The following is a 24,574-nucleotide window of genomic DNA, read 5'->3' as shown; positions in this document are numbered from 1 at the left end:
TTAGCCGCTGTTGCGCAACCCTGCCGCAATACCATTGATCGACAAATGGATGCCCGTGCGCGCCGCCGCATCCTGCTTGCCCTCGCGGAAGCGCTTCAGCAACTCCACCTGCACGTGATTGAGCGGGTCGATATACGGGAAACGGTTGCGTATCGAACGCTGCATCAGCGGATTGGCTTGCTGTAGCTCTTCCTGGCCCGTGATCAATTTCAAGGCGTCCAGGGTAGCCGCGTATTCGGCGCGGATGCGCGTGAAGATGGCGTCGCGCAAGGCCTTGTCCTTGACCAGCTCGGCATACTTGCCGGCAATGGCGATGTCGCTCTTGGCCAGGACCATATCCATGTTCGACAGCAAGGACGTGAAGAATGGCCAGTCCGTGTACATGCCGCGCAGCACGTCCGCGCCATCGGCGGGATGGGCGGCCAGGTAGGCTTGCACGGCGGAACCGAAACCGAACCAGCCCGGCAGCATCAAGCGGCATTGCGCCCAGCTCAAGACCCAGGGAATGGCGCGTAAATCCTCGATCGAGGTCGATTTCTTGCGCGAGGCGGGACGGCTGCCGATGTTCAGTGCGGCAATCTCCGCGATCACCGTCGATTCCCAGAAATACTGCTCGAAGCCGTCCGTGCCGTAGACGAGGTCGCGGTAGGCGTTCAGGGCCGTGCCCGACAGCTCTTCCATCGCGGCAAGGTGGCCCGCGCCGGCCGAAGCCTTCGGCTGCAGCTGGGCCTGCGGCAGCAGGGTCGACTGGATGGTGGCGGCCACCAGCACTTCCAGGTTGCGGCGCCCCACTTCCGGGTTCGCATACTTGGCAGTGATGACTTCGCCCTGCTCCGTCAGACGGATCTGTCCCTGCACGGCGCCTGCCGGCTGGGCCAGGATGGCTTCGTAGCTGGGTCCGCCGCCGCGCCCCACGGAACCGCCGCGGCCGTGGAACAAACGCAGCTTGATGTTATATTCCTTGAAGACGGTCACCAGCTCGATCTCGGCCTTGTAGAGCTCCCAACCGGACGTCAGGAAGCCGCCGTCCTTGTTGCTGTCCGAGTAGCCGAGCATGACTTCCTGCTGGTCCGCGCGCGACTTGAGCAAGCCACGGTAGAACGGCAAGCCAAACGCGCGCGCCATGATGGCGGGGCCGGCGCGCAAGTCGTCGATGGTTTCAAACAGGGGGATGATGTTGACGTCCGCTTCACGGCTATCCTGGCGCAGCAAGCCCACTTCTTTCAGCAGCAAAGCCACTTCCAGCAAGTCCGAGACGCTGGCCGCCTTCGAGATGATGCAGTTCGGCACCGATTCCTTGCCGTATTTGACGTGGGCTTCGCGCACGGCGCGGAAGATATCGAGTTCGGACGTCGTTTCTTCCGAATACCGCGCATACGGCGACGTCAGCAGGCGTGGCGACTCCAGCTCGGCCAACAGCAAGCTGATGCGCTGCTCTTCATCGAGGTCCAGGTAGACGAGACCCGGCTGGGCGCCCGCGAACAGTTCGCCCACGACGCGCTCATGCACGTCGGAATTCTGGCGCAAGTCCAGCGGCGCCAGCGAAAAGCCGAACACCTTGACGGCGCGGCGCAGTTGGCGCAGCCGGCCACGGGCCAGCGCGCGCAAGCCATTGCTGACCAGCGAATGCTGGACCACGTCCAGGTCGGCCAGCAGTTCGGCAGCCGCAGCATAAGGCTGCACGCCGTCGGCTTGCCTGCCCTTGCCTGTCAGATTAAAACGCGTGGCATCGAGGCGCGCGTGGATGCCATGCAAGGCGCGGCGGTATGGTTCATCGACGCGGTGCGGCGAGGCATCGGCCGAGCGTTCGGCCAGCGCGCGCAGCGGCTCACTGCAGGCATTGAGGATTTGCGCCAGCGACAGCTGCGAAGCGAGCTTGCGCAATTCACCGAGGTAAAAGTCGAGCACCTTGTCGGCCTGCGTTTGCAGGGTGCTGCGCAGGATGTCCGCCGTGACGAAGGGATTACCGTCGCGGTCGCCGCCTATCCAGCTGCCGACCTTCATGAAATTCGGCAATTCCGCATCTTCCCAGCGGGCATCGCGCTGGGCCAGCATCGTTTCCAGCGAGGAATATAATTTCGGCAATTCACGCAAAATCGTGTGGTCGTAGAACGACAGGCCATTGGCCACTTCATCCATGACGGACAGCTTGCTCGTGCGCAGCAAACGCGTCTGCCACAGGGTGACGATGCCGCGGCCCAGCGCTTCTTCGTTCTGTTCCGCTTCTTCTGGCGTCATTTGCACGCGGTCGCGCTCGCTCAACAGACGGGCGATGGCCATCTGGCAATTCTGGATACTCTTGCGCTGCACTTCCGTCGGGTGCGCCGTGAAGACGGGGCTGACGAACGCATCTTCAAAGAAGGATGCCAGCGCGTCGGCCTTGCCCGCGTCAAACACGTTGCCGACGGCATGGCTGAGGCTACCCTGGCGCGGCGGCGAGCCGGCGATCAAATGGGCGCGCGTGCGGCGGATGTGATGCTGGTCTTCCGCAATATTGGCCAGCAGCGAGAAATAGCTGAAAGCGCGCGTCAATTGCGTGGTTTCTTCCTGCGACAGCGCTTGCAGCGCGTCCGACAGTTGCGCGCGCGCCGCTTCATCATTATCGCGGCGGAAACGGATGGCCAACTGGCGCACGTGTTCGATGCGCTCGAAAGCGGGGTCGCCCAGATGGTTGCGGATGGCGTCGCCCAGCAGACGGCCCAGCTGGCGGATATCGCTGCTCAGCAGCTCGTCTTTCACTTCATTCATTTGCATGGTATTCATTTCCTGGGGCGGCCACGGCGGCACCGCACAGATTGCGTAGTACGCGCTTCCCGGCCCGGGAAACGCCCATCGTCGAATTTGTAGTAAATTTACCTTATTGCTTCACCATCCTCTTGATTTCCATCAATAAAAATCATACCCAAAGGGACGACAAGGGCTTGCGAGCTGTTTGCCAGGGCAACAATATGAAAATTTACTACGCATTTAAGCGAAAGGCAATCAACTTTTGTCTTTCGAAGCTGAAAAGTGACGGCGCGACACACATGGCCGGCTCTCTCCTGTATGCTGCGGCTGAAACAAGGATGCCATCCACATCTTTATGAACGAAGCCCATGCGACTGACTGCCTACACCGACTACACCCTGCGCACCCTGATGTACCTGGGCGTGCACCGCGACCACCTCGTGACCATCCAGGACATCGCCGACCTGCATGCCATCTCGAAGAATCATTTGATGAAGGTAGTGCACCAGCTGGGCCTGTCCGGCATCGTGGAAACGGTGCGTGGCAGGAATGGCGGCCTGCGCCTGGCGCGCGACCCGGCCGAGATCAATATCGGCACTGTCGTGCGCGAGACGGAAAGCGATTTTTTCATGGCCGAGTGTTTTAACAAGGAAAACAATACTTGCCCGCTGACGCCCGATTGCCTGCTGAAAGCCAAGCTGGGCCAGGCCACGGCCGCCTTCCTGGCCGTGCTCGACACGGTGACCCTGGCATCGATACTCGAAGCGACGCCAGGCGCGCCGGCGCTGGCGGCCGGCGTGATTCCCCTGCGCGTGGCAAAGTAAGCGCGCCAAAAACAACAATGCCCGGTGAACCGGGCATTGTTCCCTGCTGCAACTATTTAAAACATCAATGCGCGCTGGCGCCTGCCGCGCCGATGCCCGTTTCCGAACGCATTTGCTGCGCTTCGTAGCCGGCGCGGTCGATGCGCGCGCGGGGGCTCTTGTCGAGCACCGAGAACAGCCAGATGCCGACAAAGCCGGCCGTCATCGAGAACAGCGCCGGCGAGGCATACGGAAACAGCGCTTCGCCATGACCGAGCACGTCGACCCACACGGACTTCGACACCACCGTCAGCGCGACGGCCGTGATCAAACCGAGGAAGCCGCCGATGGTGGCCCCCCGCGTGGTGCAGTCTTTCCACAGCACCGACATGAACAGCACGGGGAAGTTGGCCGAGGCGGCAATCGCGAACGCCAGCGACACCATGAAGGCGATGTTCTGCTTTTCAAAGGCGATGCCGAGCACCACGGCGATAATGCCCAGCACGATCGTCGTCACGCGCGACACCTTCAATTCGTTGGCGCCCGTGGCCTTGCCCTTCTTGATGACGGTGGCATACAGATCGTGCGACACGGCCGACGCGCCCGACAGGGTCAAGCCCGCCACGACAGCCAGGATGGTGGCGAACGCGACCGCCGACATGAAGCCGAGGAAGACGTTGCCGCCCACGGCCTTGGCCAGATGCACGGCCGCCATGTTGTTACCGCCCAAAAGCTTGCCGGCCGCATCCTTGAACTCGGGATTCGTGCTCACCAGCACGATGGCGCCAAAGCCGATGATGAAGGTCAGGATATAGAAATAAGCGATCCAGGTAGTGGCCCAGAATACGGATTTGCGTGCTTCCTTGGCGCTCGGCACCGTGAAGAAACGCATCAGGATGTGCGGCAGGCCGGCCGTGCCGAACATCAGCGCCATGCCGAACGAGATGGCCGAGATCGGGTCCTTGATGAAGGAGCCTGGGCCCATGATGGCTTCCTTGGTGGCGTGCACGTCCACCGACTTGGCGAACAGCGCTTCCGGGCTGAAGTTGAATTGCGCCAGCACGGCAACGGCCATGAAAGTGGCGCCGCCCAGCAGCATCACGGCCTTGATGATCTGCACCCAGGTGGTGGCCGTCATGCCGCCGAACAGCACGTAGATCATCATCAATGTACCGACGAGGACAACGGCGATCCAGTATTCGAGGCCGAACAGCAGCTTGATCAGCTGGCCCGCGCCCACCATCTGCGCGATCAGGTAGAACGCCACGACGACGAGGGTGCCGGACGCGGAAAAGATGCGGATCGGCGCCTGCTTGAAGCGGTAGGCGGCCACGTCGGCAAAGGTGAAGCGGCCCAGATTGCGCAGGCGCTCGGCCATCAAAAAGGTGATGACGGGCCAGCCGACGAGAAAGCCGATGGCGTAGATCAGGCCATCGTAGCCGTTCAAAAAGACGGCGGCGGAAATGCCGAGAAACGATGCGGCCGACATGTAATCGCCCGCGATGGCCAGGCCGTTCTGGAAGCCCGTGATGCCGCCGCCGGCAGTGTAGAAATCGGAGGCCGATTTGGTCTTCTTGGCCGCCCACTTGGTGACGAACAGGGTGAAAATGACGAAGGCGGCGAACATGATGATCGCCGTCCAGTTGGTCGGTTGCTTGACTGCCTGGCCCAGGTCGGCGCCGGCCGCGAACGCGGCATTGCTGGCGCCCAGCAACGCCAAAACGCTCAGGCCGGCCAGCTGGCGTTGCGTCGATGGCGCGCCGCTCATGCCTGCACCCGTGCCTGGATGGCGCTGGTCAGGTCGTCGAATTGCTTGTTGGCGCGGCGCACATAGATGCCGGTGACCAGCACGGTGAATACGATGACGAACAGGCCGATCGGCATGCCCCAGGTCATCACGCCGGCGCCCGTTTTCGTGGCCAGGAATTCCTTGTTGAAGGCGATGAGCAGAATGTAGCCGTAGTACACGAGCATCATCAGGCCCGTCAGCGCCCAGCCGAAGCGGGAACGTACCTTGACCAGCTCATGGTAGCTGGGGTCGCTCTTGATTTTTTGAACCAGATCGTCATGCATTGTGTTGCCTCCTGTTATGTAAAAGCGTGCTCTTTTGTGCGAGCTTGGATTCACAGTACAGCGCGAGGCTTACCCGCCCCTTACGGCAGCGTTTTTTCTCGCGGCGACAACACAAGGCAGGCAGAAAAATCAGTTCAAGACGGCAGCCGGTCCGAAAAATTCATGGTGCGTCTGCTGTTCCGGCACGCCCAGTTCGCGCAAGTATTGCTTGACGGCCCGCATGAACGGCTGCGGTCCCAGGAAGTAGGCGTCGACGTCGCGCGAGGCCGGCAGCCAGTTTTTCAGCTGCTCTTTATTCAGCAAGCCGACGGCGTCCGGCGCGTCCTGTTCACCGCCATGCTCCGCATAGCAGTAATAGCGCTGCAACTGCGGGTGCTGCGCGGCCAGCTCGTCGATCTGCGTGCGGAACGCATGCACGCCGTGGTTGCGCGCCGCATGGATGAAATGCACGGGACGCTTGCCGCGCAGGGCCGCCGTCAGCATGGCCAGGGTCGGCGTGATGCCCACGCCGCCGCTGATCAGCACCAGCGGCTTGTCGCCATCCCTCAGCACGAAGTCGCCCGATGGCGGCGTCAGCTGCACGGTGTCGCCCGCCTGCACGTGGTCGTGGAAGAAATTCGACACCTTGCCGCCCGCTTCGCGCTTGACGCTGATACGGTAGGTCTGGCCATTGCTGGCGGCCGACAACGAGTACTGGCGGCGCATGGGCACGCCATCGACGGTGGCCAGTACGCCGATATACTGGCCAGGCGCAAAGTCGAGCACGGGCTGGCCATCGGCGGGCGCCAGCAGGAAGGACGTGATCTCGCCGCTTTCCACCGTCTTGCCGCGCACTACAAAGTCGCGCGCGCCGCTCCAGCCGCCCGGTGCGGCCGCCTGCGCCTTGTAGATGCGCCCTTCCTCGCCGGCCAGGATGTCGGCCAGCTGGCCGTAGGCCGCGCCCCAGGCGTCGATGACGGCGTCGCTGGCGACCTCTTCGCCCAGCACTTCGCGGATCGCCTGCAGCAGGCTGGCGCCCACCAGCGGATAGTGCTCGGCGCGGATCTGCAAGGCCACGTGCTTGTTGACGATGGTGGCCACAAGGTCGCCCAGCGCATCCAGTTGATCGATATGCTTGGCATACATCAGCACGCCATTGGCCAGCGCGCGCTGCTGGTCGCCGCTGTGCTGGTGCGCCTGGTTAAAGTACGGCAGCACTTCCGGATGGTCGCGGAACAGGTTCTTGTAGAAGTGGCGCGTCAGCGCTTCGCCGCCCTGCTCGAGGATGGGGACGGTGGCCGTGATGATGGCGCGTTGTTCTTGGGTCAGCATGTAAAACTCCTGTGTATATATGGGTAAGCGGTCTCAGGCCAGAGATTCGATGGCCGGGTACAAATCATGGTCTTCGCGGCGCATGCGCTGGAACAGCGCGTGCAGCACGGTATTGGCTTCGCTGCGGAAAGCTTCCGGTTCCGCTTCCAGGCGCACGGGCGTATTCCAGCGGCCGGCGAAATCGAGGTAGGCGCCGGCGATGCCGTGCATTTCGTTTTCGTACTGGCGCCCCAGCTGGGCCACCTTGGCCACGCCGGACGCTTGCGCGGCCGGATACAGGTAGCGCTGCTCGACGGCCAGGTGCAGCTTGATCAAGCCGCTCATGGCGACGATCTGTTCCGCGATGGCCTGCGCCTGCGCGGCCACACCGCCGCGCGCCAGCTGGCGCAAGTCGTCGATGGCGGCCAGGATGGCCAGGTGCTGCTGTTTGAATTTATCGATATTCATGGCGTTTTTCTCTTGTTGAGTGTGGCCAGTGTAGCGGAATTCACTTAAACATGCAAATTATATACATCTTTAAAGCTGGCATTTATGCGCGGAACAGGCATCGATATGCCTACTATGTGCGGCACAGAACACAACAATAAACCGTGCCTGCCTATACTTGTCCATGACAGCACGGCCCCCTTTCCAATGCGGGCCGCGGCGCAACTTTTACTCCAGCCAAGGATGAGCATGAAAAACAAGACGGGCACGGGCCATTCGCAGCAACTGGCCAGCATCATCAACGAGCACCACACGGAACTGCTGGACGGCTGGATGGCCGGCCTGATCGCCCGCCTCGTGCGGCGCGACAAGATCGCCGAAAACGAGCTGCGCCAGCAGGCATCGCAATTCCTGCCCCTGCTGGCGGGCGCGCTGGAAAGCGGCGACTCGTTCGACATCGAAGGTGGCGCCTGGGACGATACGCGCCAGCTGATCGCGGAAATATCGCAGTCGCGCGTGCGCCAGGGCTATTCGCCGATCGACACGGCCAGCTTCATGTTCGCCTTGAAAGAGCCGCTGTTCGGCTACCTGCGCAAGGCAATCACGGCGCAGCCGGAGCTGCTGGGCGACGCCATCGTCAGCACCAGCAAATTGTTCGATGAACTGGGCTTGCTGACCATCGCCATCTACCAGAAGGCGCGCGAACAGGTGATCCTGCGCCAGCAGCAGGAATTGCTGGAGCTGTCCACGCCCGTGGTGCAGCTGTGGCAAAACGTGCTGGCCCTGCCCCTGATCGGCACGCTCGACAGCGCCCGGACGCAGGTGGTGATGGAAAGCCTGCTGCAAAAAATCGTCGACACGGGCGCCCTGATCGCCATCATCGATATCACGGGCGTGCCGACCGTCGACACCCTGGTGGCGCAGCACCTGCTGAAAACCATCGCCGCCGCGCGCCTGATGGGCGCCGACTGCATCATCAGCGGCATCCGCCCGCAGATCGCGCAAACCATCGTGCACCTGGGCGTCAACTTGGAAGACGTGATGACCAAGGCCACCCTGGCCGACGCCTTCGTCGTGGCCCTGAAACGCACGGGCTCCAGCATCACCTACCAGCAGCAACCACACTGAGGCGCCTATGGAAAGAATCCCCATTTTACGCATGGGCCGGCTGCTGCTGGTGACGATCCAGGTGGACATGCATGACCGCCTGGCGATGACTTTGCAGGACGACCTGACCAACCGCATCGTGACGGACCGCGCCACGGGCGTGCTGATCGACATTTCAGCGCTCGACATCGTCGACTCCTTCATCGGCCGCATGATCAGCAACACGGCCGCGATGGCGAAAATCCTCGACGCGCGCACCGTCGTCGTCGGCATGCAGCCGGCCGTCGCCATCACCCTGGTGGAACTGGGGCTGACCCTGGAAGGCGTGAGCACGGCGCTCAACGTGGAGCTGGGCATCAAGATGCTGGAACGGGGCGGCGCATGCGCATGACGGGGGCGCCATGCTAGGCGCGCAGGCTCAGGAACGGGCGCAGGCGGGGGGACAGCAGATGCAGCAGATCCTGCCCCTGCACAGCGATGAAGACGTCGTGCGCTTGCGCAAGCAGGTGCGCGACAGCATGGTCGCCATGGGGTTTAGCCTGATCGAACAGACCAAGATCATCACGGCAGCCAGCGAGCTGGCGCGCAATACCTTGCGCTACGGCGGCGGCGGCGAAGCGCGCATCGCGCGCGTCTACGATGGCGCGCGGCAGGGACTGGAGCTGCGCTTTATCGATGCGGGACCGGGCATCGAAGATATCCCCCTGGCGCTGACCGATGGCTACACCAGCGGCGGCGGGCTGGGACTGGGGCTGGGCGGCGCCAAGCGCCTGGCCGACGCATTTCACATCGACACGGTGCCCGGCGCGGGCACCACCGTCACCATCGCGAAATGGAAGCTGTTTTGAACCACCAGGAACCACAGCCTGACATTCTCAGGCAAAGAAGTTTTCCCATCGGCGAACCGAGCGAGATCGCGGCGGCCCGCCGCGCCGGCAACGAACTGGCGCGCCGCATCGGCTTCGACGACGTGCGCACGGGCCAGTTGGCCATCATCATCAGCGAAGCGGCAACCAACATCGTCAAGCATGCGCAGCGCGGCGAAATCCTGCTGCGCAAGGTGCTGCGCGGCGGCACCAGCGGCATCGAAGTGCTGGCCATCGACAACGGCCCCGGCATGGCGAATGTGCGCCAGCACATGCAGGATGGCCATTCCACCACGGGCACCTACGGCGTGGGGCTGGGCGCGATACGCCGCCTGGGCCAGGAATTCGACCTGTACACGGCACCCGGCAAGGGCACGGTGCTGATGGTGGTGGTCTGGGGCCAACACGCCAGCAGCGCCATTCCCGCCCATCCGAACTGGCGCATCGGCGCCGTGTGCCTGCCGCTGGCCTCTGAGCAAGTGTGCGGCGACGCCTGGAACGTGGTGTGCGAAGGGCATGAACTGAGCCTGATGGTGGCCGATGGCTTGGGCCACGGCCCGCTGGCGGCGCGCGCCTCGGAACGCGCCAGCGCCCTGCTGGAAACCGACACGCCCGGCCTGCCGCCCCTGCCCGCCCCCTTCATCGAACTTGCCCACGGCGCTCTGCGCACGACGCGCGGCGCGGCCATGGCCGTGGCGCATATCGACAGCGCGCGCCGCGAATTGCGCTATGCGGGCGTGGGCAATATCGCCGCCTGCGCCTTCGATGCGCAGCAGCGCCGGCACCTGCTGTCGCATAACGGCATCGTCGGCAGCAACCTGCGCAAGGTGCAGGAATTCTGCTATCCGTGGCAGCTGGGCGCGACATTGATCATGCACTCGGACGGTTTGCACACGCGCTGGGACCTGGAACAGTATCCGGGCCTGGCGCAATGCCATCCCAGCCTCGTCGCCGCCGTGCTGTACCGCGATTTTGCGCGCGGACGCGACGACGTCACGGTGGTGGTTCTGCGCGAACATGAGGAATATCAGGCTGCAACAGCAGAAACAGCAGAAGGGACAGGTGCGGCATGACGCAACGCATATTGACGGCCCATATCGGCAGCGAACTCGATGTGGTGGGCGCACGCCAGCGCGCGCGGCAGATCGCCGCCCTGTGCGGCTTCGGCGTGCAGGACCAGGTACGCATCGCGACGGCCGTGTCGGAACTGGCGCGCAACGTCTACAACTACGCCGGCAGCGGCAAGGTGCATTTCGCCATCGATGGCCAGACGGCGCCGCAGGTGCTCAGCATCCGCATCGAAGACCAGGGCCCCGGCATCGCGCAGCTCGACAAGATACTGGCCGGCACCTACCGCTCGCCGACGGGCATGGGCCTGGGCATCCTGGGCGCGCAGCGCCTGATGGACCGCTGCCATATCCACAGCACGCCGGGAGAAGGCACGCACATCACGCTGCACAAGCTGTTCCCGCGCGACGCGCCCCTGCTCGACGGCAGCATGATCGGCACGCTGTCCGGCAGCCTGCAGGCGCTGCCCTCGGATATCACGCTGTCCGAAGTGCAGCAGCAGAACCGCGAACTATTGACCACCCTGGCCGAACTGAAGACGCGCCAGGACGACCTGCTGCAGCTGACGCGCGAACTGGAAGACACCAACCGCGGCGTGGTGGCGCTATTCGCGGAACTGGACGAAAAAGCCGACCACCTGCGCCGCGCCGACCAGATGAAATCGCGCTTCCTGTCGAACATGAGCCATGAGTTCCGCACCCCGCTCAGCTCTATCCGCGCCCTGTCCAAGCTGCTGCTCGACCGCATCGACGGCGAGCTGTCCGAGGAACAGGAAAAGCAGGTGCTGTTCATCCTGCAAAGCGCCGTCAGCCTGAGCGACCTGGTCAACGACTTGCTGGACCTGGCCAAGATCGAAGCGGGCAAGGTCGACGTGCATGCCAACAGCTTCCAGGTGGCCGACCTGTTCAGCGCCCTGCGCGGCATGCTGCGCCCGCTGCTGGTGTCCGATACGCTCACCCTGACCTTCATCGACCCCGACCCGGCGCTGCATATCCACACGGATGAAGGCAAGCTGTCGCAAATCCTGCGCAACTTCATTTCCAACGCCCTGAAGTTCACGGAAGCCGGGGCCATCGTCGTCAGCGCCACGCCCTTGCCGGAGCAGGACGCCATCCGCTTTTCCGTCTCCGACACGGGCCTGGGCATCGATGCCGAAGACGTGCAGCTGATCTTCGAGGAATTCAGCCAGGTGGAAAACCACATGCAGCGCAAGGTCAAGGGCACAGGCCTGGGCCTGCCCCTGTGCCGCAACCTGGCCACCTTGCTCAATGGCACGGTGAGCGTGGAAAGCACGCCGGGCCACGGTTCGCTGTTTTCCGTCGTCCTGCCCACCAGCTACCATGCGCCCGAAGGCAGCCTGCCGCCCAGCGCGCCGGCCAACGACAATGGCAACGACCAGCGCATCGGCGTGCTGGTGGTGGAAGACAATCCTCCCGTGCGCCTGCTGTATGAAAAATTTTTGGCCGGCAGCGAATTTCGCGTGGTCCCCGCGCGTAGCGTGCGCGAAGCGCAGGAGCGCTGGGAACAGCAGCGCCCCGCCGCCGTCATCCTCGACATCCTGCTGCACGGCGAAACAGCCTGGCACTGGCTGGCCGAGCTGAAAAACGACCCGCTGCGGCGCCAGGTACCCGTCATCGTCGCCACCGAGATCGACGACGTGCGCAAGGGGCTGGCCCTGGGCGCCGACGCCTACTACGTCAAGCCGCTGTCGCGCCAGCAATTGCTGGCGACCCTGCGCGCGCTGATCGGCAATACACACCACCGGCAAGAGCCGGTTCCGCCGCAAGGCACAACCACCTGGGACAATGCGCATGCTACCGGATAACAACAGCGATGCTCTGATCCTGAACGTCGATGACAGCGACGGCGCACGCTACGCCAAATCGCGCATCCTCAAACGCGCCGGCTTCAAGGTCATCGAAGCCTCAAACGGGGGCGACGCGCTGCTGCGCGCCCGCCAGGACCGCCCCAACCTGATCCTCCTCGACGTCAAGCTGCCCGACATCAACGGCCTGGAAGTGTGCCGCCAACTGAAGGGCGGCGACGAGACGAACACCATCCTCGTGCTGCAAACGTCCGCTTCCTGCATCGGCTCGGCCGACAAGATCCGCGCCCTCGATGGCGGCGCCGACAATTACCTGGTCGAGCCGATCGAGGCCGATGAACTGATCGCCAACGTCAAGGCGCTGCTGCGGCTGGGACGGGTCGAGCGCGCGCTGCGCGACGTGGACCGCCGCAAGGACGAATTCCTGGCCACCCTGGCGCACGAATTGCGCAACCCGCTGGGCCCCATCCGCACGGCGCTGGCCCTGCTGTGCAAGCTCGACCCCGTCGTGCCGGCCGTGCAGGACAACGCGCGCCGCACCATCGGCCGCCACACGGACCACCTGGTGCGCCTGGTGGACGACCTGCTCGACGTGTCGCGCATCTCGCAGGGCAAAATCTCGCTGCAATGGGAAAGCGTGAGCCTGGCCAGCGTCATCCGCAGCGCGCTGGAGACGAGCTCGCACAGCGTCGAAGCGCGCGGCCATGCGCTGGACGTGAACCTGCCCAAGGAAGAACTGTGGGTCTGCGGCGACGCCGTGCGCCTGTCGCAGATCGTCGCCAACCTGCTGCTCAACGCGGCCAAGTTCACGGCGCCGGGCGGGCGCATCGTCATTACCGCCGCGCGCGACGGCGACAACGTGCGCATCCGCCTCAGCGACAACGGCATCGGTATCGCCGCCGCCAGCATCGACAGCATCTTCGGCCTGTTCGAGCAAAGCGGCCACTCGCCCGACCGGGTGCAGGACGGCCTGGGCATCGGCCTGTCGCTGGTACGCAACCTGGTGACCTTGCACGGCGGCCAGGTCAGCGTGCACAGCCCGGGCGTGGGGCTGGGCAGTACCTTCGAAGTCATCCTGCCGCTCGACGCCAACCTTCCGCAGCCGGCCGCGCCAGTGCCGGAAGCGGCCACCGGCGGCAGCCAGCGCATCCTCGTCGTCGACGACAACCGCGATGCGGCCGATACCCTGGCCGAACTGCTGGAAATGTACGGCCACACGGTGCGCACGGCCTACACGGGCACGCAGGCGACCGAGCGCACCTTGGAATTCAAGCCCGACATCGTCTTTCTCGACATCGGCCTGCCCGACATGAGCGGCTACGACGTGGCCGTCAAAATGCGCCAGCTGCCGATACCGCAGCAATTCCTGCTCGTCGCGCTGACCGGCTATGGGCAGGAACACGACCGCCAGGCGGCCCTGGCGTCGGGTTTCAATGAGCACTTCGCCAAGCCTGTCGATTTCGGCAAGCTGGCCATGCTGGGATTGCATATCGCGCCATGAGCGGGGGTGGCGGCTGCGTGTTGCCGGGGCGTCCGCTATAATCGGCGGCCGCCTCACCTCTGGAACCATGACATGAAAACCCGCACGCCGCTGCTGCGCATCACCATGATACTGGGCGCCCTGCACGCCCTGCTGGGCTGGCTGTTGTTGCCTGCCCTGCCTGTCGGCCTGGCCGGCTGGCTGCTGGGCGGCGCCGTCTTGCTCGCCTCGACCATGCTCATGCCGATGGCCATCTTCGCGCGCGCCGTCACCAACGATGGGCGCCTGGCCGACCGCTTGAGCTGGGCCGGCTCGCTGTGCATGGGCTTTTTTTCCTCGCTGTTCGTGCTCACCGTGCTGCGCGAGTTGCTGATGCTGATTCCCGCCACCCGACCGCATGCGCAGGCGTCCGCCGTGGCCGTCCTCGTTCTGGCACTGCTGGCCACCGCCGTCGGCTACCTCAACGCCCGCAGGGTGGCGCGCGTGCGCGAGGTCGACGTGCCTATCGCCGGCCTGCCGGCCGCCTTGCAGGGCTTGACCATCGTGCAACTGAGCGACATCCACGTGGGTGCCACCATCAAGCGCGCCTATGTGGAAGCCATCGTCGCGCGCGCCAACGGCCTGCGGGCCGACATCGTCGCCATCACGGGCGACGTGGTCGACGGCACGGTGGCGCAACTGGCCAGCCACACGGCGCCCCTGGGCGAGCTGCGCGCGCGCCATGGCGTCTTCCTCGTGACGGGCAACCACGAATACTATTCGGGCGCCGCGCCGTGGGTGGCGGAATTCCGCCGCCTGGGCTTGCGCGTGCTGATGAATGAACACACGGTCCTCGAACACGACGGCGCGCGCCTGGCGCTGGCCGGCGTCACCGATTTCAATGCGGCCAGTTTCGACCCTGCCCAGAAAAGCGACCCGCAGGCGGCCATCGCCGGCGCGCCCGCCGATATCCCCCGCATCCTGCTGGCGCACCAGCCGCGCAGCGCGCCCGAGGCCGAAGCGGCCGGTTACGACGTGCAATTGTCGGGCCATACGCACGGGGGACAATTCTGGCCCTGGAATCTGTTCGTGCCCCTGCAGCAGCCGTATGTGGCGGGCCTGCACCGGCAAGGCCGCTTGTGGATTTATGTCAGCCGCGGCACCGGTTACTGGGGGCCGCCGAAACGCATCGGCGCGCCGGCGGAGATTACGAGACTGAGGCTGGTGGCGGCGTAAGCGTTACTCCGCGCAGCTGGCCATCCACGCCGCGAAACGCGCCGCCACGGCCGGCGGATTCAATCGTTCCATCGCGCCTTCCACCGCTTCGCTGTCGCTGATCTCGAACAGCAGCACGAAATCGTCGCGCTGCGCTCCCGCACCAAAACAGCCTTCGGCGTCAAGCTGCGCCAGCGCCGCAATGCAGGCGTCGAACACGCCGGTGCGGAAGGTGTCGAAATCGACGTCGAACGGCAAGTCGCGGTGCGCCTGCAGCAGCAAGCGGTAGGCGCTGTCGAAATAGGCGACCCCATCCTCAAACGCCCATTCGGCCGGATTCCACAGCATCTCTTCGCCGTATTCCGACGCGGCCAGCGCTTCGCGGCTGTTGGCCGCCGGGCCGATGGTCATGGCGCTGTCATCGCTGACCAGCGCAAAAGCGTTGATGTGCTGGTCCGGATGGGTACGGCGCACGGCAGCGAAAGCACTGCGCGCGGCATCCGCAACCAGTGTTTGCAGCAGCGCGAAATCAAAGACGGCCGGGTCGATGAGCATGGCGCGCGCCAGGGTATAGCCATCGGCAACAGCCGCATCGCAGTGGGCCAGATAGGCGGCCTGCGCTTCGGCTACGCTGGCGTACTGCGTGCGCGTCTCCGCGCCCCAAGTCATGGCCGCGCCACTGGCCGTCCAGACGGTCTCGCCGAACACGCGCGCTTCCTGGAAGCGGCCCACTTGACCGCCGTCGAAGGTATAAAACAGGCTGTAGTCGTCAGGCATAAGATTTTTCATTGTTTAATCGGGCCGTATCTGCGCGGCGAAATCGCGCTGGCGGAACTGTTCCAGCAAAAAATCGACGAACACGCGCGTCTTTGCGGGCAGCAGTTTCTTGCTCGGATAGTACACGGACAGGGGGCCGGAATCGGCATGCCAGCCGGGCAGCAGCCGGACCAGGGCGCCGCTGCGCAAGTGGGCCAGCGCGTGCGGCATGGGCAGCAGCGCCACGCCGACACCGAGGATGGCCGCCTGCGCCATCGCTTCAGGATCATCGAAGATGGCGCGCGGGCGGCATTCGGCCACGCCTTCGTCGCCCGCGCCATCGCGCAGTATCCAGCTGCGCAATCGGCCGCTGCCGGCCGAGCGGCGCGTCACGCCGTCGAATTGGGCCAGGTCCGACGGATGCGTCGGCATGGTTTTCCCCTGCATGAAGGCGGGTGACGCCGTGGCGACGATGTGGGCGTGGCCCAGTTCGCGCGCCACCACGCCCGGCGTCAGTTCGATGCCGCCGCCGATGGCCACGTCAAAACCTTCGCCGATCAGGTCCACTTGCCGGTTGTCGAAATGGCAGTCGGGGATGACGCCAGGGTAGCGGGCGATGAAGTCGCCCAGCAAGGGCACCACGTAGCTGCGCCCAAACGACGGCGCCATGCTGATTTTCAGTATGCCGGCCGGCTGGCCGCCCTCTTCCGCCACGCCGGCGATCGCCTCGCGCAAGGTGGACAGAGCGCCGCCGATCTGCTGCAGGAAGCGCTCGCCCCCTTCCGTCAGGGTCAGGCGGCGCGTGCTGCGCTGGAACAGGCGCAGCCCCAGGCTCGCTTCCAGCCGCGCCACGTTCTTGCTGACGGCCGCCGGCGTCAGCCCCAGGCGGCGCGCGGCCGCCGAAAAGCTGCCCAGCTCGGCAGACAGCACAAACGATTGCAAGTGATTGAGGGCTTCCATGCGCCTATTCTACCCGCTCATTTGATACTCACGGTTGAAAGTGATTGTAGCGATTCATGGCTAGCGCGGCAGGAATGAAAGGCAGATACTGAATTCCTCGACTCCTCACACGAAAGCACATCATGCAAACCCAAGCCACCACCAGCACTTCCCTGCCACTGCAAGACAAGATCGCGTTTGTGACGGGCGGCTCGCGCGGCATCGGCGCCGCCATCGTACGCCGCCTTGCCAGCCAGGGCGCCAACGTCGTCTTCACCTATCAAAGTTCCGCCGCCGAAGCGCAGGCCCTGGCCGCCAAAGTGGAGGCAAGCGGCGGCAAGGCCCTGGGCGTGCAGGCCGATGCGGCCGACGCCTCCGCCCTGACGGCGGCCATAGCCAAGGTGGCGGCGCAGTTTGGCAGGATCGACATCCTCGTCAACAATGCGGGCGTGTTCCTGCCCGGCGCCATTGATGACTTTTCGCTGGAAGACTTCGACAAGACCTTGAACGTCAACGTGCGCGCCGTGTTCGTGGCCATCAAGGCGGCCGTGGCGCACATGCCAACGGGCGGGCGCATTATCAACATCGGCAGCACGAATGCGCACCGCATGCCGTTCGGCGGGGCGGCCGCCTACGCCATGAGCAAATCGGCGCTGAGCGGCCTGACGCAAGGCCTGTCGCGCGACCTGGGCCCGCGCGGCATCACCATCAACAACGTGGAACCGGGCCCGGTCGCCACGGACATGAACCCGCCGACGGGCGACTTCGCCGACCTGATGCACGGCCTGATGGCCCTGCCCCGCCACGGCACGGCCGATGAAATCGCCGGCATGGTGGCTTACCTGGCCAGCGCGGAAGCGGCCTTCGTCACGGGCGCCGGGCTGAAGATCGATGGCGGTTTTGCCGCCTGATCGAGTCCGAACATCAGCGAGCGGTGCGCCGCCACGCCTGCCATGGCGCCATCGGCCACCGCGAACGCCACGCTGCCCGCCATGCGGCCCGCGTCGCCGCAGCAAAAGACGCCGGGCACGCTGCTGGCCTTTTGCTCGTCGGTGCGCACGAACGGTCCCATGGGTCCCTCTTCCAGCAAGCAGCCCAACTCACTGGCCAGGGAACTGGCCAGGCGGGTACGGGTCGCCACGAACAGGCCGGCCATCGCGTGGCGGCTGCCGTCCGCCATGACCACGTCGGCCACGCCGTCGATCCGCGCCACGGGCGTGCGCACCAGCTTGACGCCGCGCGCCTCCAGTTGCGCCAGCTGCGCCACATCGGGCGCGAACTCGCCATTCAGGAAAAAAGTCACCGTGCCCCAGTCGGGCAGCATCAGCGCATGGTGCATGGACAGGGAGCCGGTGGCCAGCACGCCGATGGCGCCCTGCTCCAGTTCATAGCCGTGACAGTATGGGCAATGAAAGACGCTGCCGCCCCAGCGCTCGGCCAGGCCGTCGACGGGCGGCAGTTCATCGATCACGCCGGTGGCCAGCAGCAGGCGGCGGCCATGGACGACACGGCCGTCCGCCAGGGTCACATCAAAACCATCGCCATCGCCGCAGGCCACTGCCCGCGCGGCCGTGCCATCCAGCCAGGTGACGGTGGCATACGCCATCAACTGCGCCTTGCCCTCGGCCGCAATGGCTGCCGTGCCGCTGCCGTCCTGGGTCAGGAAACCGTGGGAATGGCTGGCATGGCGGTTGCGGCGCTGGCCGCCGTCGATCACCAGCACGCGACGGCGGGCGCGCGCCAGTTGCGTGGCGGCGGACAGGCCCGCGTAGCTGCCGCCGACGATGATGGCGTCGAACGGGACGCCAAGCGGTTCAGGAATGTGCATGCGATGCTCCTTTGTGGGTGGCGTATTGTTGGCTGAAACGGTCGGCCAGGTCGGCCAGGGTGACGGCGCCAAAGCGCCGGATCAGCAGCGCCTCGGCTTCGTCGAAGGCGCCGGCCAGCGACTGGTTGACCACTTGCTCGACCAGGCAGCCCGGCTGATCGACGCGATTGCCCATGGCGAAGATGGTGGGCGATCCCACGGCCACGTAGATGTCTTGCAAGGTCACGCTGTGCAGGTCGCAGACGATGCGCCAGCCACCGCCGTGGCCCTTGCCCGACGCCACGTAGCCGCGCTCGCGCAAGCCGGCCATCACGCGCCGCACCAGCACGGGGTTGGTGTCCAGGTAGCCGGAGAGTTCCTCGGACGTCGTCGGGCGTCCCGCATGAGCCATGTGCAGCAGCACATGGAGGATCGATGATAGTTTGCTGTCGCGTCTCATGTAACTAATGATAGTACATAATTCCGACAGATGCAATCCAGTTGCAAAATCCTGCGCAAAAAAGGGCCAGACTTTTCGGTCTGGCCCCAGCCTTTGCTTCAGGGTGTATTTTTACGCTGCTGATGTTTCCTTGCGCCTGCGTCCCCGCCACCACAGCAGCAGACCCAGCAGAACCAGCATGCCGACGATGACGCCCGCGCGGGCCAGGCCGATCAGGTTGGACGGCGCGCCGCCGTTGCGCAGGGTCGTCACCTGCTCCGCCGTCACCTTGATGGTGGGATTGCCGTACATCCGCTGCACGTAATTGCCGAGGGTGACGATCTGCTCGTCCGACAGGGTCTGGCGGAAGGCAGGCATGATATGGCTGACAGCGCGACCCGCATGAGGACCTTTGCCGTCCCGCCGCTCCACCCCATCGAGTATCGCCATCACCAGGTTGTTGCTGTTGCTGCGGCCTGTCGCCGAGTTGTGGAACAGCGGCGGCAAGCTGCCGCCGAAACTGCCTTCGCCCCTGGCCTGGTGGCAGCTGGCGCACTGCGCATCGTACAGCTGCGCGCCCGACATCGTGTTCAGGTTTTGCGGCAGCGGCACGCCGCGTATGCCGCTCAGCTCGTCGCCCGCCTGGCCCCATTGCGTCACCGGTTTCACGTCCGCCTTGTCGCGGATGGCCGGCACGCTCTTGATGTAGTGGGCGATAGCGTTCAAGTCCGCGTCGCTCAGGTGCTTGAGGCTATGGTCGATGGCTTCGGCCATCGGGCCTGCCGCCTGGCCCCGATGCGCGGCGCGACCCGTGCGCAGGTAGCCGGCCAGGTCCTGCTGGCTCCAGCTGCCGATGCCGCTGTTGACGTCCGACGTGATGTTCGGCGCGTACCACGTGCCCAGGTCCGCGCCGCCCAGCTCCTTCGACAGTTGCTCGGCCATCAGCGCGTTGCGCGGCGTGTGGCAGGTGGCGCAGTGGGCCAGGCCTTGCGTCAGGTAAGCGCCGCGGTTCCACTCCATGCTCTTCGACCTATCGGCCACGAACGGTTTTTTATCGAGGAAGAGCAGGTTCCAGCCCGCCATCGACAGGCGGATGTTGAACGGGAACGGCAAGGCCGTCTTTTGCACCGGCGTCGTATCCACCGCCGCCACGCCATGCATGAAGTAGGCGTACAGGGCGGCCGTGTCGTCATCCGTCACCTTGGCGTAGGCCGTGTAGGGCATGGCCGGGTACAAGTGCGCACCATCGGCCCGCACGCCATGGCGCACGGCGGCGGAAAACTGCGCCAGCGTATAGTTGCCGATGCCATGCGTTTTCGATGGCGTGATGTTGGTGGCGACGATGGCGCCCAATGGCGTGGCCAAGGCCAGGCCGCCCGCCATCGGCTTGCCGCCACGCACGCTATGGCAGGCGATGCAGTCGCCGGCCGTGGCCAGGTAGCGGCCACGTTCGATTGCCCGCACGTCCGCGCCCGGCGCTGGCGCCGCCAGCACGGGCAAGGCCAGGGACAGCAAGGCGGCGCCGGCCGCCAGTCTGGAAGCCGCCATCATGCCGTTCCTCCCTGTTGCTCGTCGAGGATATGCTTGACGGTGCGCAGCGCCACGGCCAGGCCGTTTTCCGTCGAGTTGCAGGTGCCGGACGTGGGCAGCACGCCCGTGCTGCACAGGAACAGGTTGGCGTGATCAAACGTGCGGCCCCACTGGTCGCATACGGCCTTGGCCGGGTCGGATCCCATCGACAGGGTGCCGCAGATGTGCTGGTTGTTGGCGAACACGCCTTCCTTGCTATGGCGCAGATTGGTGCCGCCCATCAGTTTTGCGATGCGCTCGAAATCCTGCTTCGAGCGCTCGTGGCCCCGCTTCGTGTACTCGTCGATCGCATAATGCGCCTGCGGCTTGGGAATGCCCATGGCATCCTTTTCGCTGCTGAGGGCGATGCGGTTTTCCGGGTTCGGCAGCACTTCCAGCACGTTTTTCAAGCTCATTTCACGGGCCGAGCGGAAACGCAGCTGCTGTTCGAATTCCGCGCCGAAGATGCCCTTGCCGATCAGTTCCTTCGAGGCGCCGTCCACTCTCGAGATGTTCGTGAAATCCAGGCGGTACGGCGAATGCTGGCTGCGGAAATCGCCGTCGCGCATGGTGTTGATGGAATTGGGGCTTTGCGGGCCCCGGCCCAGCCACAGGTCCTCATCGGCGTCGAAGGTGATCGAGGTGCTCGGGTGGTCCATCAGATTGCGGCCCACCATGTCGCTGCTGTTGGCCAGGCCGTTCGGGTATTTGTCCGAGGCGGAAACGAGCAGCAAGCGGGGGCTTTCGATGCCGTTGGCGGCCAGAATAAACGTCTTGGCCGTGACCCGGTGGCTCTTCTTGTCCACGTCGTAGTACAGGGCGGCCGTGATGCTGCCCTGCGCGTCGTGTTCCAGCTTGTAGACGTTGGCATTGCAGACGATCTTGACGCCAGCTTCTTCCGCCTGCAGCGCGGCGATGCCGCCGTGGTATTGCGCGTCGATGGGACAGATCGGCTGGCAGCTGTTGTTGCCGCAGCAGGCCGGGCGGCCATCGTAGCTGACGCTGTTGCGCGCCACAGTGTTGCCGACGACCTTGAACGAGGGGGCGAGGCGCTCGCGGATGCGGCGCATGGCGTACGGCTCCGTCACCGGGTCCATCGGGAATGCCTGCTTGCGCGGCGAACCCGTATTGTCGGCACCCGAGACGCCCATGATCTCTTCCGCTTCCTGGTAGAACGGCTCCAGGTCTGCATAGCTGATCGGCCAGTCGACGCCCACGCCATACAGGGTATGGATGCGGAAGTCGTTCGGCACGTTGCGCCACGCCTGGGCGGCCCAGTGCCACGAAGTGCCGCCGAACTGGCGGATGTATTCGGCCGGGTACGGATACGGGCCGGCCTGCACCAAGTAGCCGTTATCGTTCGGCTGGTAGATCGGGTGCGGCGCCGTGGCCACCGATGGATACGGCGACATCCAATCGCTGCGGCGCGTCGTGTTGCGGAAACGGGCGACGATTTCGCCGCGCGACACGCGCGGTCCCGCTTCCAGGATCAGCACCGAGGCGCCGGCCAGCGCCAGCTTGCGCGCGGCCAGGGAGCCGATGATGCCGGAGCCGATCACGAGGTAATCGGCGCAGATTTCTTCAGCCATGATGGCTCCTTAAATTGGTTTTCTGGCCCAGCTGCCGTAGGCGCCGTAGGAATACGTGGGAGGCTTGAGCACATCGGCGACGACGGCCGCGTTCAAGGCCTGCTCGTAGGCGACGCAGACGGCCGCCTCGCCCGTGCCGACTATGCCCAGGTACCAGGCGCTGGCGATCTGGCGCGGCAAGGCCGCCAGCGGCGACTGGGCCGGATCGAGCCCGTCGAGCGCTTCCTGCAAGCCGGCCGCCTGCAAGCCCTGCGCATTGATCAGCGCCAGCAGCGCGCGCACCTTCGTCGGGAAGACAGCGTCCTGCGCCACCAGAGCGTCATACAGGCGCTTGGCCAGCACGGGATCGAGCACCTGGCGCCCGACCAGCATGGCCGACACGCCCAGGAAAGCGCCCTGCTCCGCGCTGGCGACCGGTTCGGCCAGCGCCCAGGGAATCAGCGCCGCGGCCGACGCCGACAGCAAGCCGGCCAGCACCATGCGGCGGCCGGGATTCAGGGGGCCGCGGCCCTCCTTGTGATGTGTAGCGTCCAATTGAAGCTCCCGTGAGTTCAGCAACCGTTCAGAAAGAATGCTTGAGACCGATCATGACCACCGTCTGGCCGCCGTTCGACGACGGCGTGCCGTTTTGCGAATCGCCGACCGAGGCGACGGCGTTGACGATGCCGCCGTCCTGGCCCAGGGTCTGGCCGCGCGCCAGCTGGCGCGCTTCGATCAGGTAGATCGCCGTGCGCTTCGACAGCGCGTAAGTCTGTTCGAACGACAACTGGCGGTAGCGCGCGCGGTCGGCAATGCCGTTGGCGTGGCTGGCGAAGGTGTCGCTGTAGCCGGCGGACAGGAACCACTGGGGCGTCAGCTGGTAGCTCGAGATCAGGCCGGCAGTATTGAAGATGGCCGTGTCGCGGAAGGCCGAGCTGCTGCCGGCCTGGTATTGCACGTTGCTGGCATTGGCGCCCACCATCCACTTGCCCATGGTATAGCGCGCGCTGGCGGCGATGAATGCTATGCTTTCCGCCGAGGCGTAGCCCTGGTTGAGGGCCGAGATGCCGAAGCTGCCCGATGCGTTGTCGCTCCAGCCGGCGCCATTCTGTCCATTTTTCAGTTTCAGGTAGCCAAGCGCGAATTCGGCTGGCGACGTGCTGTACTTGACGGCGGCGCTGAAGCTGCTGCCCACGGCATTGCCGTCGGCCGCCTCGCCAAAGCCGTATTGGGCGCTGGCCTGCAAGCCACGCCATGCGGGCATGCTGTAGGTGACGGAATTGCTGATGCGCACGGTGGTATCGAGGCCGTCAATGTCGCCAGGATGAGCGCCGGTGGCGCCCGTCAAGACATTGCTCGACGCCAGCGAGCCCACGAGCAGATAGTACGGCGTGTACTGGCGCCCGGCCGTCACGCTGCCGTAGGCTGCCGATTGCAAGCCCACGTAAGCTTGGCGGTTGAACAGGGAGCTGGCCGAACTTTGCGCGCCCGTATCGCTTTCAAAGCCGTTTTCCAGCAGGAACAGCGCCTTCAGGTCGCCGCCCAGATCTTCCACGCCCTGGAAACCGATCTTGCTGGCGGACAAGCTGCCGCTGCGCATATAGGTAGTCGACTTGCCGCCCTGGTTGCTCGCGTACGCGGTCGCCGCGTCGACCACGCCGTAAATGGTGACATTGCTTTGGGCGCAAACGTTTGCGCCGATGAGCGTGGAGACGGCCAGCGCCGCAGCGCGCATGCATGGTGTGTTCATTTTTTTCCTGACTTTGCTGTTTTATCTGGCGAAATACGGGCGTGGCGCCACATTGCCGCCCCATCCATTGATACGGGCGTCCGCTGCTCTTCTTGATTTGGATCAAGTGAGGCAAATTATACGCTTATTTACTCACATGTAAGTGATTGACTGTAAGGCTTAGTCTTATAGCAAATCCGGCAGGCGTGCGGGCGCACGCCCCGCAGCACGGGGAAATCACGGGGACAGGCATGGGGAAAGCAGCGACGGCGCGTGTCGGAAAACACGCGCCCGATGAATAGTCAGGCAGGCAGAAAAACGCGGGGCTGGGGAAATCAGCGCAGGATGGCGGGCGCCACCGGCAGGGTTTCAAGGGCAATAAACGCTTCCAGGGTGCGGCGCATGTCTTCAAACACTTGCTTGCCGTAAGCCGCTTCCAGGTGGGCATACTGCAGGTCGATCAACTTCCCCATCTGCATCAGCAAACTGGCGCCCGCTTCGGACAGGTGCACCTTGCGGCGGCGCTGGTCGCCTTCGAACTTGCTGCGCCCGATCAAGCCGATTTCTTCCATGCGCGCCAGGATGCCGCTCATGCTGGGACTGGAAATCTGGCAGATCTCGCACAGCTCGCGCGGTTCCAGGGTCGGGCTTTCATTCAGCGCGCGCATGATGCGCCACTGCTGCTCCGTCACGCCGAAGTGATTGAGGATGGGACGAAAATGCTGGAGCAGGCTGTCGCGGGCCTTCAGCAGCAGTTGCGGCATGTTCGGATAACGGATCGGTAGCTGCAAGTGGAACTCCTGAGTGGGCCAGCACAATGAGCGTCATTATACGACTGGCCCGGGGACAATAGCGGCAAAATTCCCCTTCCCTGCCGCTCCCGTGCC

23 protein-coding genes are annotated in these 24,574 nt (G+C 64.7%); 9 read left to right on the top strand and 14 right to left on the bottom strand.

Annotation, left to right across the window (positions count from 1 at the left end; translation table 11 throughout):
* Nucleotides 1–2,754: a phosphoenolpyruvate carboxylase gene (gene ppc / locus GYK42_RS09460; RefSeq protein ID WP_205711342.1), complete on the bottom strand. Its 2,754-nt coding sequence runs from the start codon at nucleotides 2,752–2,754 to the stop codon at nucleotides 1–3.
* Between the two features lie 341 nt (nucleotides 2,755–3,095).
* Between ppc and GYK42_RS09455 the strand changes: the two genes are divergently transcribed.
* Entirely contained in the window at nucleotides 3,096–3,551 is a 456-nt protein-coding gene (locus tag GYK42_RS09455; RefSeq protein WP_166447289.1) for an RrF2 family transcriptional regulator, read from the top strand.
* Between the two features lie 64 nt (nucleotides 3,552–3,615).
* Here the strand turns inward: GYK42_RS09455 and GYK42_RS09450 are convergent, their stop codons facing one another.
* The 4 genes from GYK42_RS09450 to GYK42_RS09435 form a co-directional block, all read right to left on the bottom strand.
* Complete coding sequence (locus tag GYK42_RS09450; protein WP_166447288.1) at nucleotides 3,616–5,298, bottom strand: cation acetate symporter; 1,683 nt, start codon at nucleotides 5,296–5,298, stop codon at nucleotides 3,616–3,618.
* Entirely contained in the window at nucleotides 5,295–5,603 is a 309-nt protein-coding gene (locus GYK42_RS09445) for a DUF485 domain-containing protein (protein ID WP_166447287.1), read from the bottom strand. Before GYK42_RS09445 ends, GYK42_RS09450 begins: the two co-directional genes overlap by 4 nt.
* Nucleotides 5,604–5,732: 129 nt before the next feature.
* Nucleotides 5,733–6,914, bottom strand: coding sequence for an NO-inducible flavohemoprotein (gene hmpA, locus GYK42_RS09440; protein WP_166447286.1), 1,182 nt, complete (start codon nucleotides 6,912–6,914; stop codon nucleotides 5,733–5,735).
* A 33-nt stretch (nucleotides 6,915–6,947) separates the two neighbouring features.
* Nucleotides 6,948–7,361, bottom strand: a complete 414-nt coding sequence (locus GYK42_RS09435; protein WP_166447285.1) for a hemerythrin domain-containing protein — start codon at nucleotides 7,359–7,361, stop codon at nucleotides 6,948–6,950.
* A gap of 228 nt (nucleotides 7,362–7,589) precedes the next feature.
* Here GYK42_RS09435 and GYK42_RS09430 point away from each other — a divergent pair, with 228 nt between their 5' ends.
* From GYK42_RS09430 to GYK42_RS09400, 7 genes are all read left to right on the top strand, one after another.
* The gene (locus GYK42_RS09430) at nucleotides 7,590–8,468 is read left to right on the top strand and encodes an STAS domain-containing protein (protein WP_046683105.1); all 879 of its coding nucleotides are present in this window, start codon (nucleotides 7,590–7,592) and stop codon (nucleotides 8,466–8,468) included.
* Nucleotides 8,469–8,475: 7 nt separating this feature from the next.
* Nucleotides 8,476–8,838 carry an STAS domain-containing protein gene (locus tag GYK42_RS09425; RefSeq protein WP_046682875.1) on the top strand — a complete coding sequence of 121 codons (363 nt, stop codon included), beginning with the start codon at nucleotides 8,476–8,478 and terminating at the stop codon, nucleotides 8,836–8,838.
* Between the two features lie 10 nt (nucleotides 8,839–8,848).
* A complete protein-coding gene (locus tag GYK42_RS09420) occupies nucleotides 8,849–9,295 on the top strand; it encodes an ATP-binding protein (RefSeq protein ID WP_240943529.1) in 447 nt (148 codons plus the stop codon).
* Nucleotides 9,292–10,386: an ATP-binding SpoIIE family protein phosphatase gene (locus tag GYK42_RS09415; RefSeq protein WP_240943528.1), complete on the top strand. Its 1,095-nt coding sequence runs from the start codon at nucleotides 9,292–9,294 to the stop codon at nucleotides 10,384–10,386. Before GYK42_RS09420 ends, GYK42_RS09415 begins: the two co-directional genes overlap by 4 nt.
* Nucleotides 10,383–12,206, top strand: a complete 1,824-nt coding sequence (locus tag GYK42_RS09410; protein ID WP_082127613.1) for an ATP-binding protein — start codon at nucleotides 10,383–10,385, stop codon at nucleotides 12,204–12,206. The genes GYK42_RS09415 and GYK42_RS09410 overlap by 4 nt, the downstream gene beginning before the upstream one ends.
* Nucleotides 12,193–13,707: an ATP-binding response regulator gene (locus tag GYK42_RS09405; protein ID WP_166447283.1), complete on the top strand. Its 1,515-nt coding sequence runs from the start codon at nucleotides 12,193–12,195 to the stop codon at nucleotides 13,705–13,707. Before GYK42_RS09410 ends, GYK42_RS09405 begins: the two co-directional genes overlap by 14 nt.
* A 72-nt stretch (nucleotides 13,708–13,779) precedes the next feature.
* Nucleotides 13,780–14,901 carry a metallophosphoesterase gene (locus GYK42_RS09400; protein ID WP_166447282.1) on the top strand — a complete coding sequence of 374 codons (1,122 nt, stop codon included), beginning with the start codon at nucleotides 13,780–13,782 and terminating at the stop codon, nucleotides 14,899–14,901.
* Between the two features lie 3 nt (nucleotides 14,902–14,904).
* On the opposite strand, the gene GYK42_RS09395 is transcribed toward GYK42_RS09400, so the two are convergent.
* Together GYK42_RS09395 and GYK42_RS09390 are read right to left on the bottom strand one after the other, a co-directional pair.
* On the bottom strand, nucleotides 14,905–15,657 hold the full coding sequence (locus GYK42_RS09395; protein WP_166447281.1) for a DUF4303 domain-containing protein: 753 nt from the start codon (nucleotides 15,655–15,657) through the stop codon (nucleotides 14,905–14,907).
* A gap of 15 nt (nucleotides 15,658–15,672) precedes the next feature.
* A complete protein-coding gene (locus tag GYK42_RS09390; RefSeq protein ID WP_166447280.1) occupies nucleotides 15,673–16,596 on the bottom strand; it encodes a LysR family transcriptional regulator in 924 nt (307 codons plus the stop codon).
* A gap of 122 nt (nucleotides 16,597–16,718) precedes the next feature.
* On the opposite strand from GYK42_RS09390, the gene GYK42_RS09385 reads away from it, so the two are divergent.
* The gene (locus GYK42_RS09385) at nucleotides 16,719–17,486 is read left to right on the top strand and encodes an SDR family oxidoreductase (protein WP_166447279.1); all 768 of its coding nucleotides are present in this window, start codon (nucleotides 16,719–16,721) and stop codon (nucleotides 17,484–17,486) included.
* On the opposite strand, the gene GYK42_RS09380 is transcribed toward GYK42_RS09385, so the two are convergent.
* The 7 genes from GYK42_RS09380 to hpaR form a co-directional block, all read right to left on the bottom strand.
* The gene (locus GYK42_RS09380; protein WP_166447278.1) at nucleotides 17,414–18,403 is read right to left on the bottom strand and encodes an NAD(P)/FAD-dependent oxidoreductase; all 990 of its coding nucleotides are present in this window, start codon (nucleotides 18,401–18,403) and stop codon (nucleotides 17,414–17,416) included. The genes GYK42_RS09385 and GYK42_RS09380 overlap by 73 nt on opposite strands.
* Entirely contained in the window at nucleotides 18,390–18,842 is a 453-nt protein-coding gene (locus tag GYK42_RS09375) for an RrF2 family transcriptional regulator (protein WP_166447277.1), read from the bottom strand. Before GYK42_RS09375 ends, GYK42_RS09380 begins: the two co-directional genes overlap by 14 nt.
* A gap of 111 nt (nucleotides 18,843–18,953) precedes the next feature.
* Nucleotides 18,954–20,372 carry a cytochrome c gene (locus GYK42_RS09370; protein WP_166447276.1) on the bottom strand — a complete coding sequence of 473 codons (1,419 nt, stop codon included), beginning with the start codon at nucleotides 20,370–20,372 and terminating at the stop codon, nucleotides 18,954–18,956.
* The gene (locus GYK42_RS09365) at nucleotides 20,369–21,979 is read right to left on the bottom strand and encodes a GMC family oxidoreductase (RefSeq protein WP_166447275.1); all 1,611 of its coding nucleotides are present in this window, start codon (nucleotides 21,977–21,979) and stop codon (nucleotides 20,369–20,371) included. The genes GYK42_RS09370 and GYK42_RS09365 overlap by 4 nt, the downstream gene beginning before the upstream one ends.
* 9 nt (nucleotides 21,980–21,988) lie before the next feature.
* Nucleotides 21,989–22,513, bottom strand: coding sequence for a sorbitol dehydrogenase family protein (locus GYK42_RS09360; RefSeq protein ID WP_240943527.1), 525 nt, complete (start codon nucleotides 22,511–22,513; stop codon nucleotides 21,989–21,991).
* Between the two features lie 28 nt (nucleotides 22,514–22,541).
* Nucleotides 22,542–23,708: a porin gene (locus tag GYK42_RS09355; RefSeq protein ID WP_240943526.1), complete on the bottom strand. Its 1,167-nt coding sequence runs from the start codon at nucleotides 23,706–23,708 to the stop codon at nucleotides 22,542–22,544.
* A 314-nt stretch (nucleotides 23,709–24,022) separates the two neighbouring features.
* A complete protein-coding gene (hpaR, locus tag GYK42_RS09350; protein WP_233516081.1) occupies nucleotides 24,023–24,478 on the bottom strand; it encodes a homoprotocatechuate degradation operon regulator HpaR in 456 nt (151 codons plus the stop codon).
* Nucleotides 24,479–24,574 lie beyond the last annotated feature (96 nt).

It is taken from the genome of Janthinobacterium lividum, assembly GCF_011601275.1.
Classification (GTDB): Bacteria; Pseudomonadota; Gammaproteobacteria; order Burkholderiales; family Burkholderiaceae_D; genus Janthinobacterium; species Janthinobacterium lividum_E.
This window is presented reverse-complemented; position numbering and strand designations above follow the sequence as displayed.

What these genes read in the sequence shown, in the direction of transcription:
- hmpA (WP_166447286.1), bottom strand. Translation starts at nt 6,914, where the DNA reads ATGCTGACCCAAGAACAACGCGCCATCATCACGGCCACCGTCCCCATC.
- GYK42_RS09435 (WP_166447285.1), bottom strand. Translation starts at nt 7,361, where the DNA reads ATGAATATCGATAAATTCAAACAGCAGCACCTGGCCATCCTGGCCGCC.
- ppc (WP_205711342.1), bottom strand. Translation starts at nt 2,754, where the DNA reads ATGCAAATGAATGAAGTGAAAGACGAGCTGCTGAGCAGCGATATCCGC.
- GYK42_RS09420 (WP_240943529.1), top strand. Translation starts at nt 8,849, where the DNA reads ATGCTAGGCGCGCAGGCTCAGGAACGGGCGCAGGCGGGGGGACAGCAG.
- GYK42_RS09385 (WP_166447279.1), top strand. Translation starts at nt 16,719, where the DNA reads ATGCAAACCCAAGCCACCACCAGCACTTCCCTGCCACTGCAAGACAAG.
- GYK42_RS09410 (WP_082127613.1), top strand. Translation starts at nt 10,383, where the DNA reads ATGACGCAACGCATATTGACGGCCCATATCGGCAGCGAACTCGATGTG.
- GYK42_RS09375 (WP_166447277.1), bottom strand. Translation starts at nt 18,842, where the DNA reads ATGAGACGCGACAGCAAACTATCATCGATCCTCCATGTGCTGCTGCAC.
- GYK42_RS09395 (WP_166447281.1), bottom strand. Translation starts at nt 15,657, where the DNA reads ATGCCTGACGACTACAGCCTGTTTTATACCTTCGACGGCGGTCAAGTG.
- GYK42_RS09445 (WP_166447287.1), bottom strand. Translation starts at nt 5,603, where the DNA reads ATGCATGACGATCTGGTTCAAAAAATCAAGAGCGACCCCAGCTACCAT.
- GYK42_RS09400 (WP_166447282.1), top strand. Translation starts at nt 13,780, where the DNA reads ATGAAAACCCGCACGCCGCTGCTGCGCATCACCATGATACTGGGCGCC.
- GYK42_RS09430 (WP_046683105.1), top strand. Translation starts at nt 7,590, where the DNA reads ATGAAAAACAAGACGGGCACGGGCCATTCGCAGCAACTGGCCAGCATC.
- GYK42_RS09390 (WP_166447280.1), bottom strand. Translation starts at nt 16,596, where the DNA reads ATGGAAGCCCTCAATCACTTGCAATCGTTTGTGCTGTCTGCCGAGCTG.
- GYK42_RS09450 (WP_166447288.1), bottom strand. Translation starts at nt 5,298, where the DNA reads ATGAGCGGCGCGCCATCGACGCAACGCCAGCTGGCCGGCCTGAGCGTT.
- GYK42_RS09370 (WP_166447276.1), bottom strand. Translation starts at nt 20,372, where the DNA reads ATGATGGCGGCTTCCAGACTGGCGGCCGGCGCCGCCTTGCTGTCCCTG.
- GYK42_RS09405 (WP_166447283.1), top strand. Translation starts at nt 12,193, where the DNA reads ATGCTACCGGATAACAACAGCGATGCTCTGATCCTGAACGTCGATGAC.
- GYK42_RS09365 (WP_166447275.1), bottom strand. Translation starts at nt 21,979, where the DNA reads ATGGCTGAAGAAATCTGCGCCGATTACCTCGTGATCGGCTCCGGCATC.
- GYK42_RS09380 (WP_166447278.1), bottom strand. Translation starts at nt 18,403, where the DNA reads ATGCACATTCCTGAACCGCTTGGCGTCCCGTTCGACGCCATCATCGTC.
- GYK42_RS09425 (WP_046682875.1), top strand. Translation starts at nt 8,476, where the DNA reads ATGGAAAGAATCCCCATTTTACGCATGGGCCGGCTGCTGCTGGTGACG.
- GYK42_RS09355 (WP_240943526.1), bottom strand. Translation starts at nt 23,708, where the DNA reads ATGAACACACCATGCATGCGCGCTGCGGCGCTGGCCGTCTCCACGCTC.
- GYK42_RS09455 (WP_166447289.1), top strand. Translation starts at nt 3,096, where the DNA reads ATGCGACTGACTGCCTACACCGACTACACCCTGCGCACCCTGATGTAC.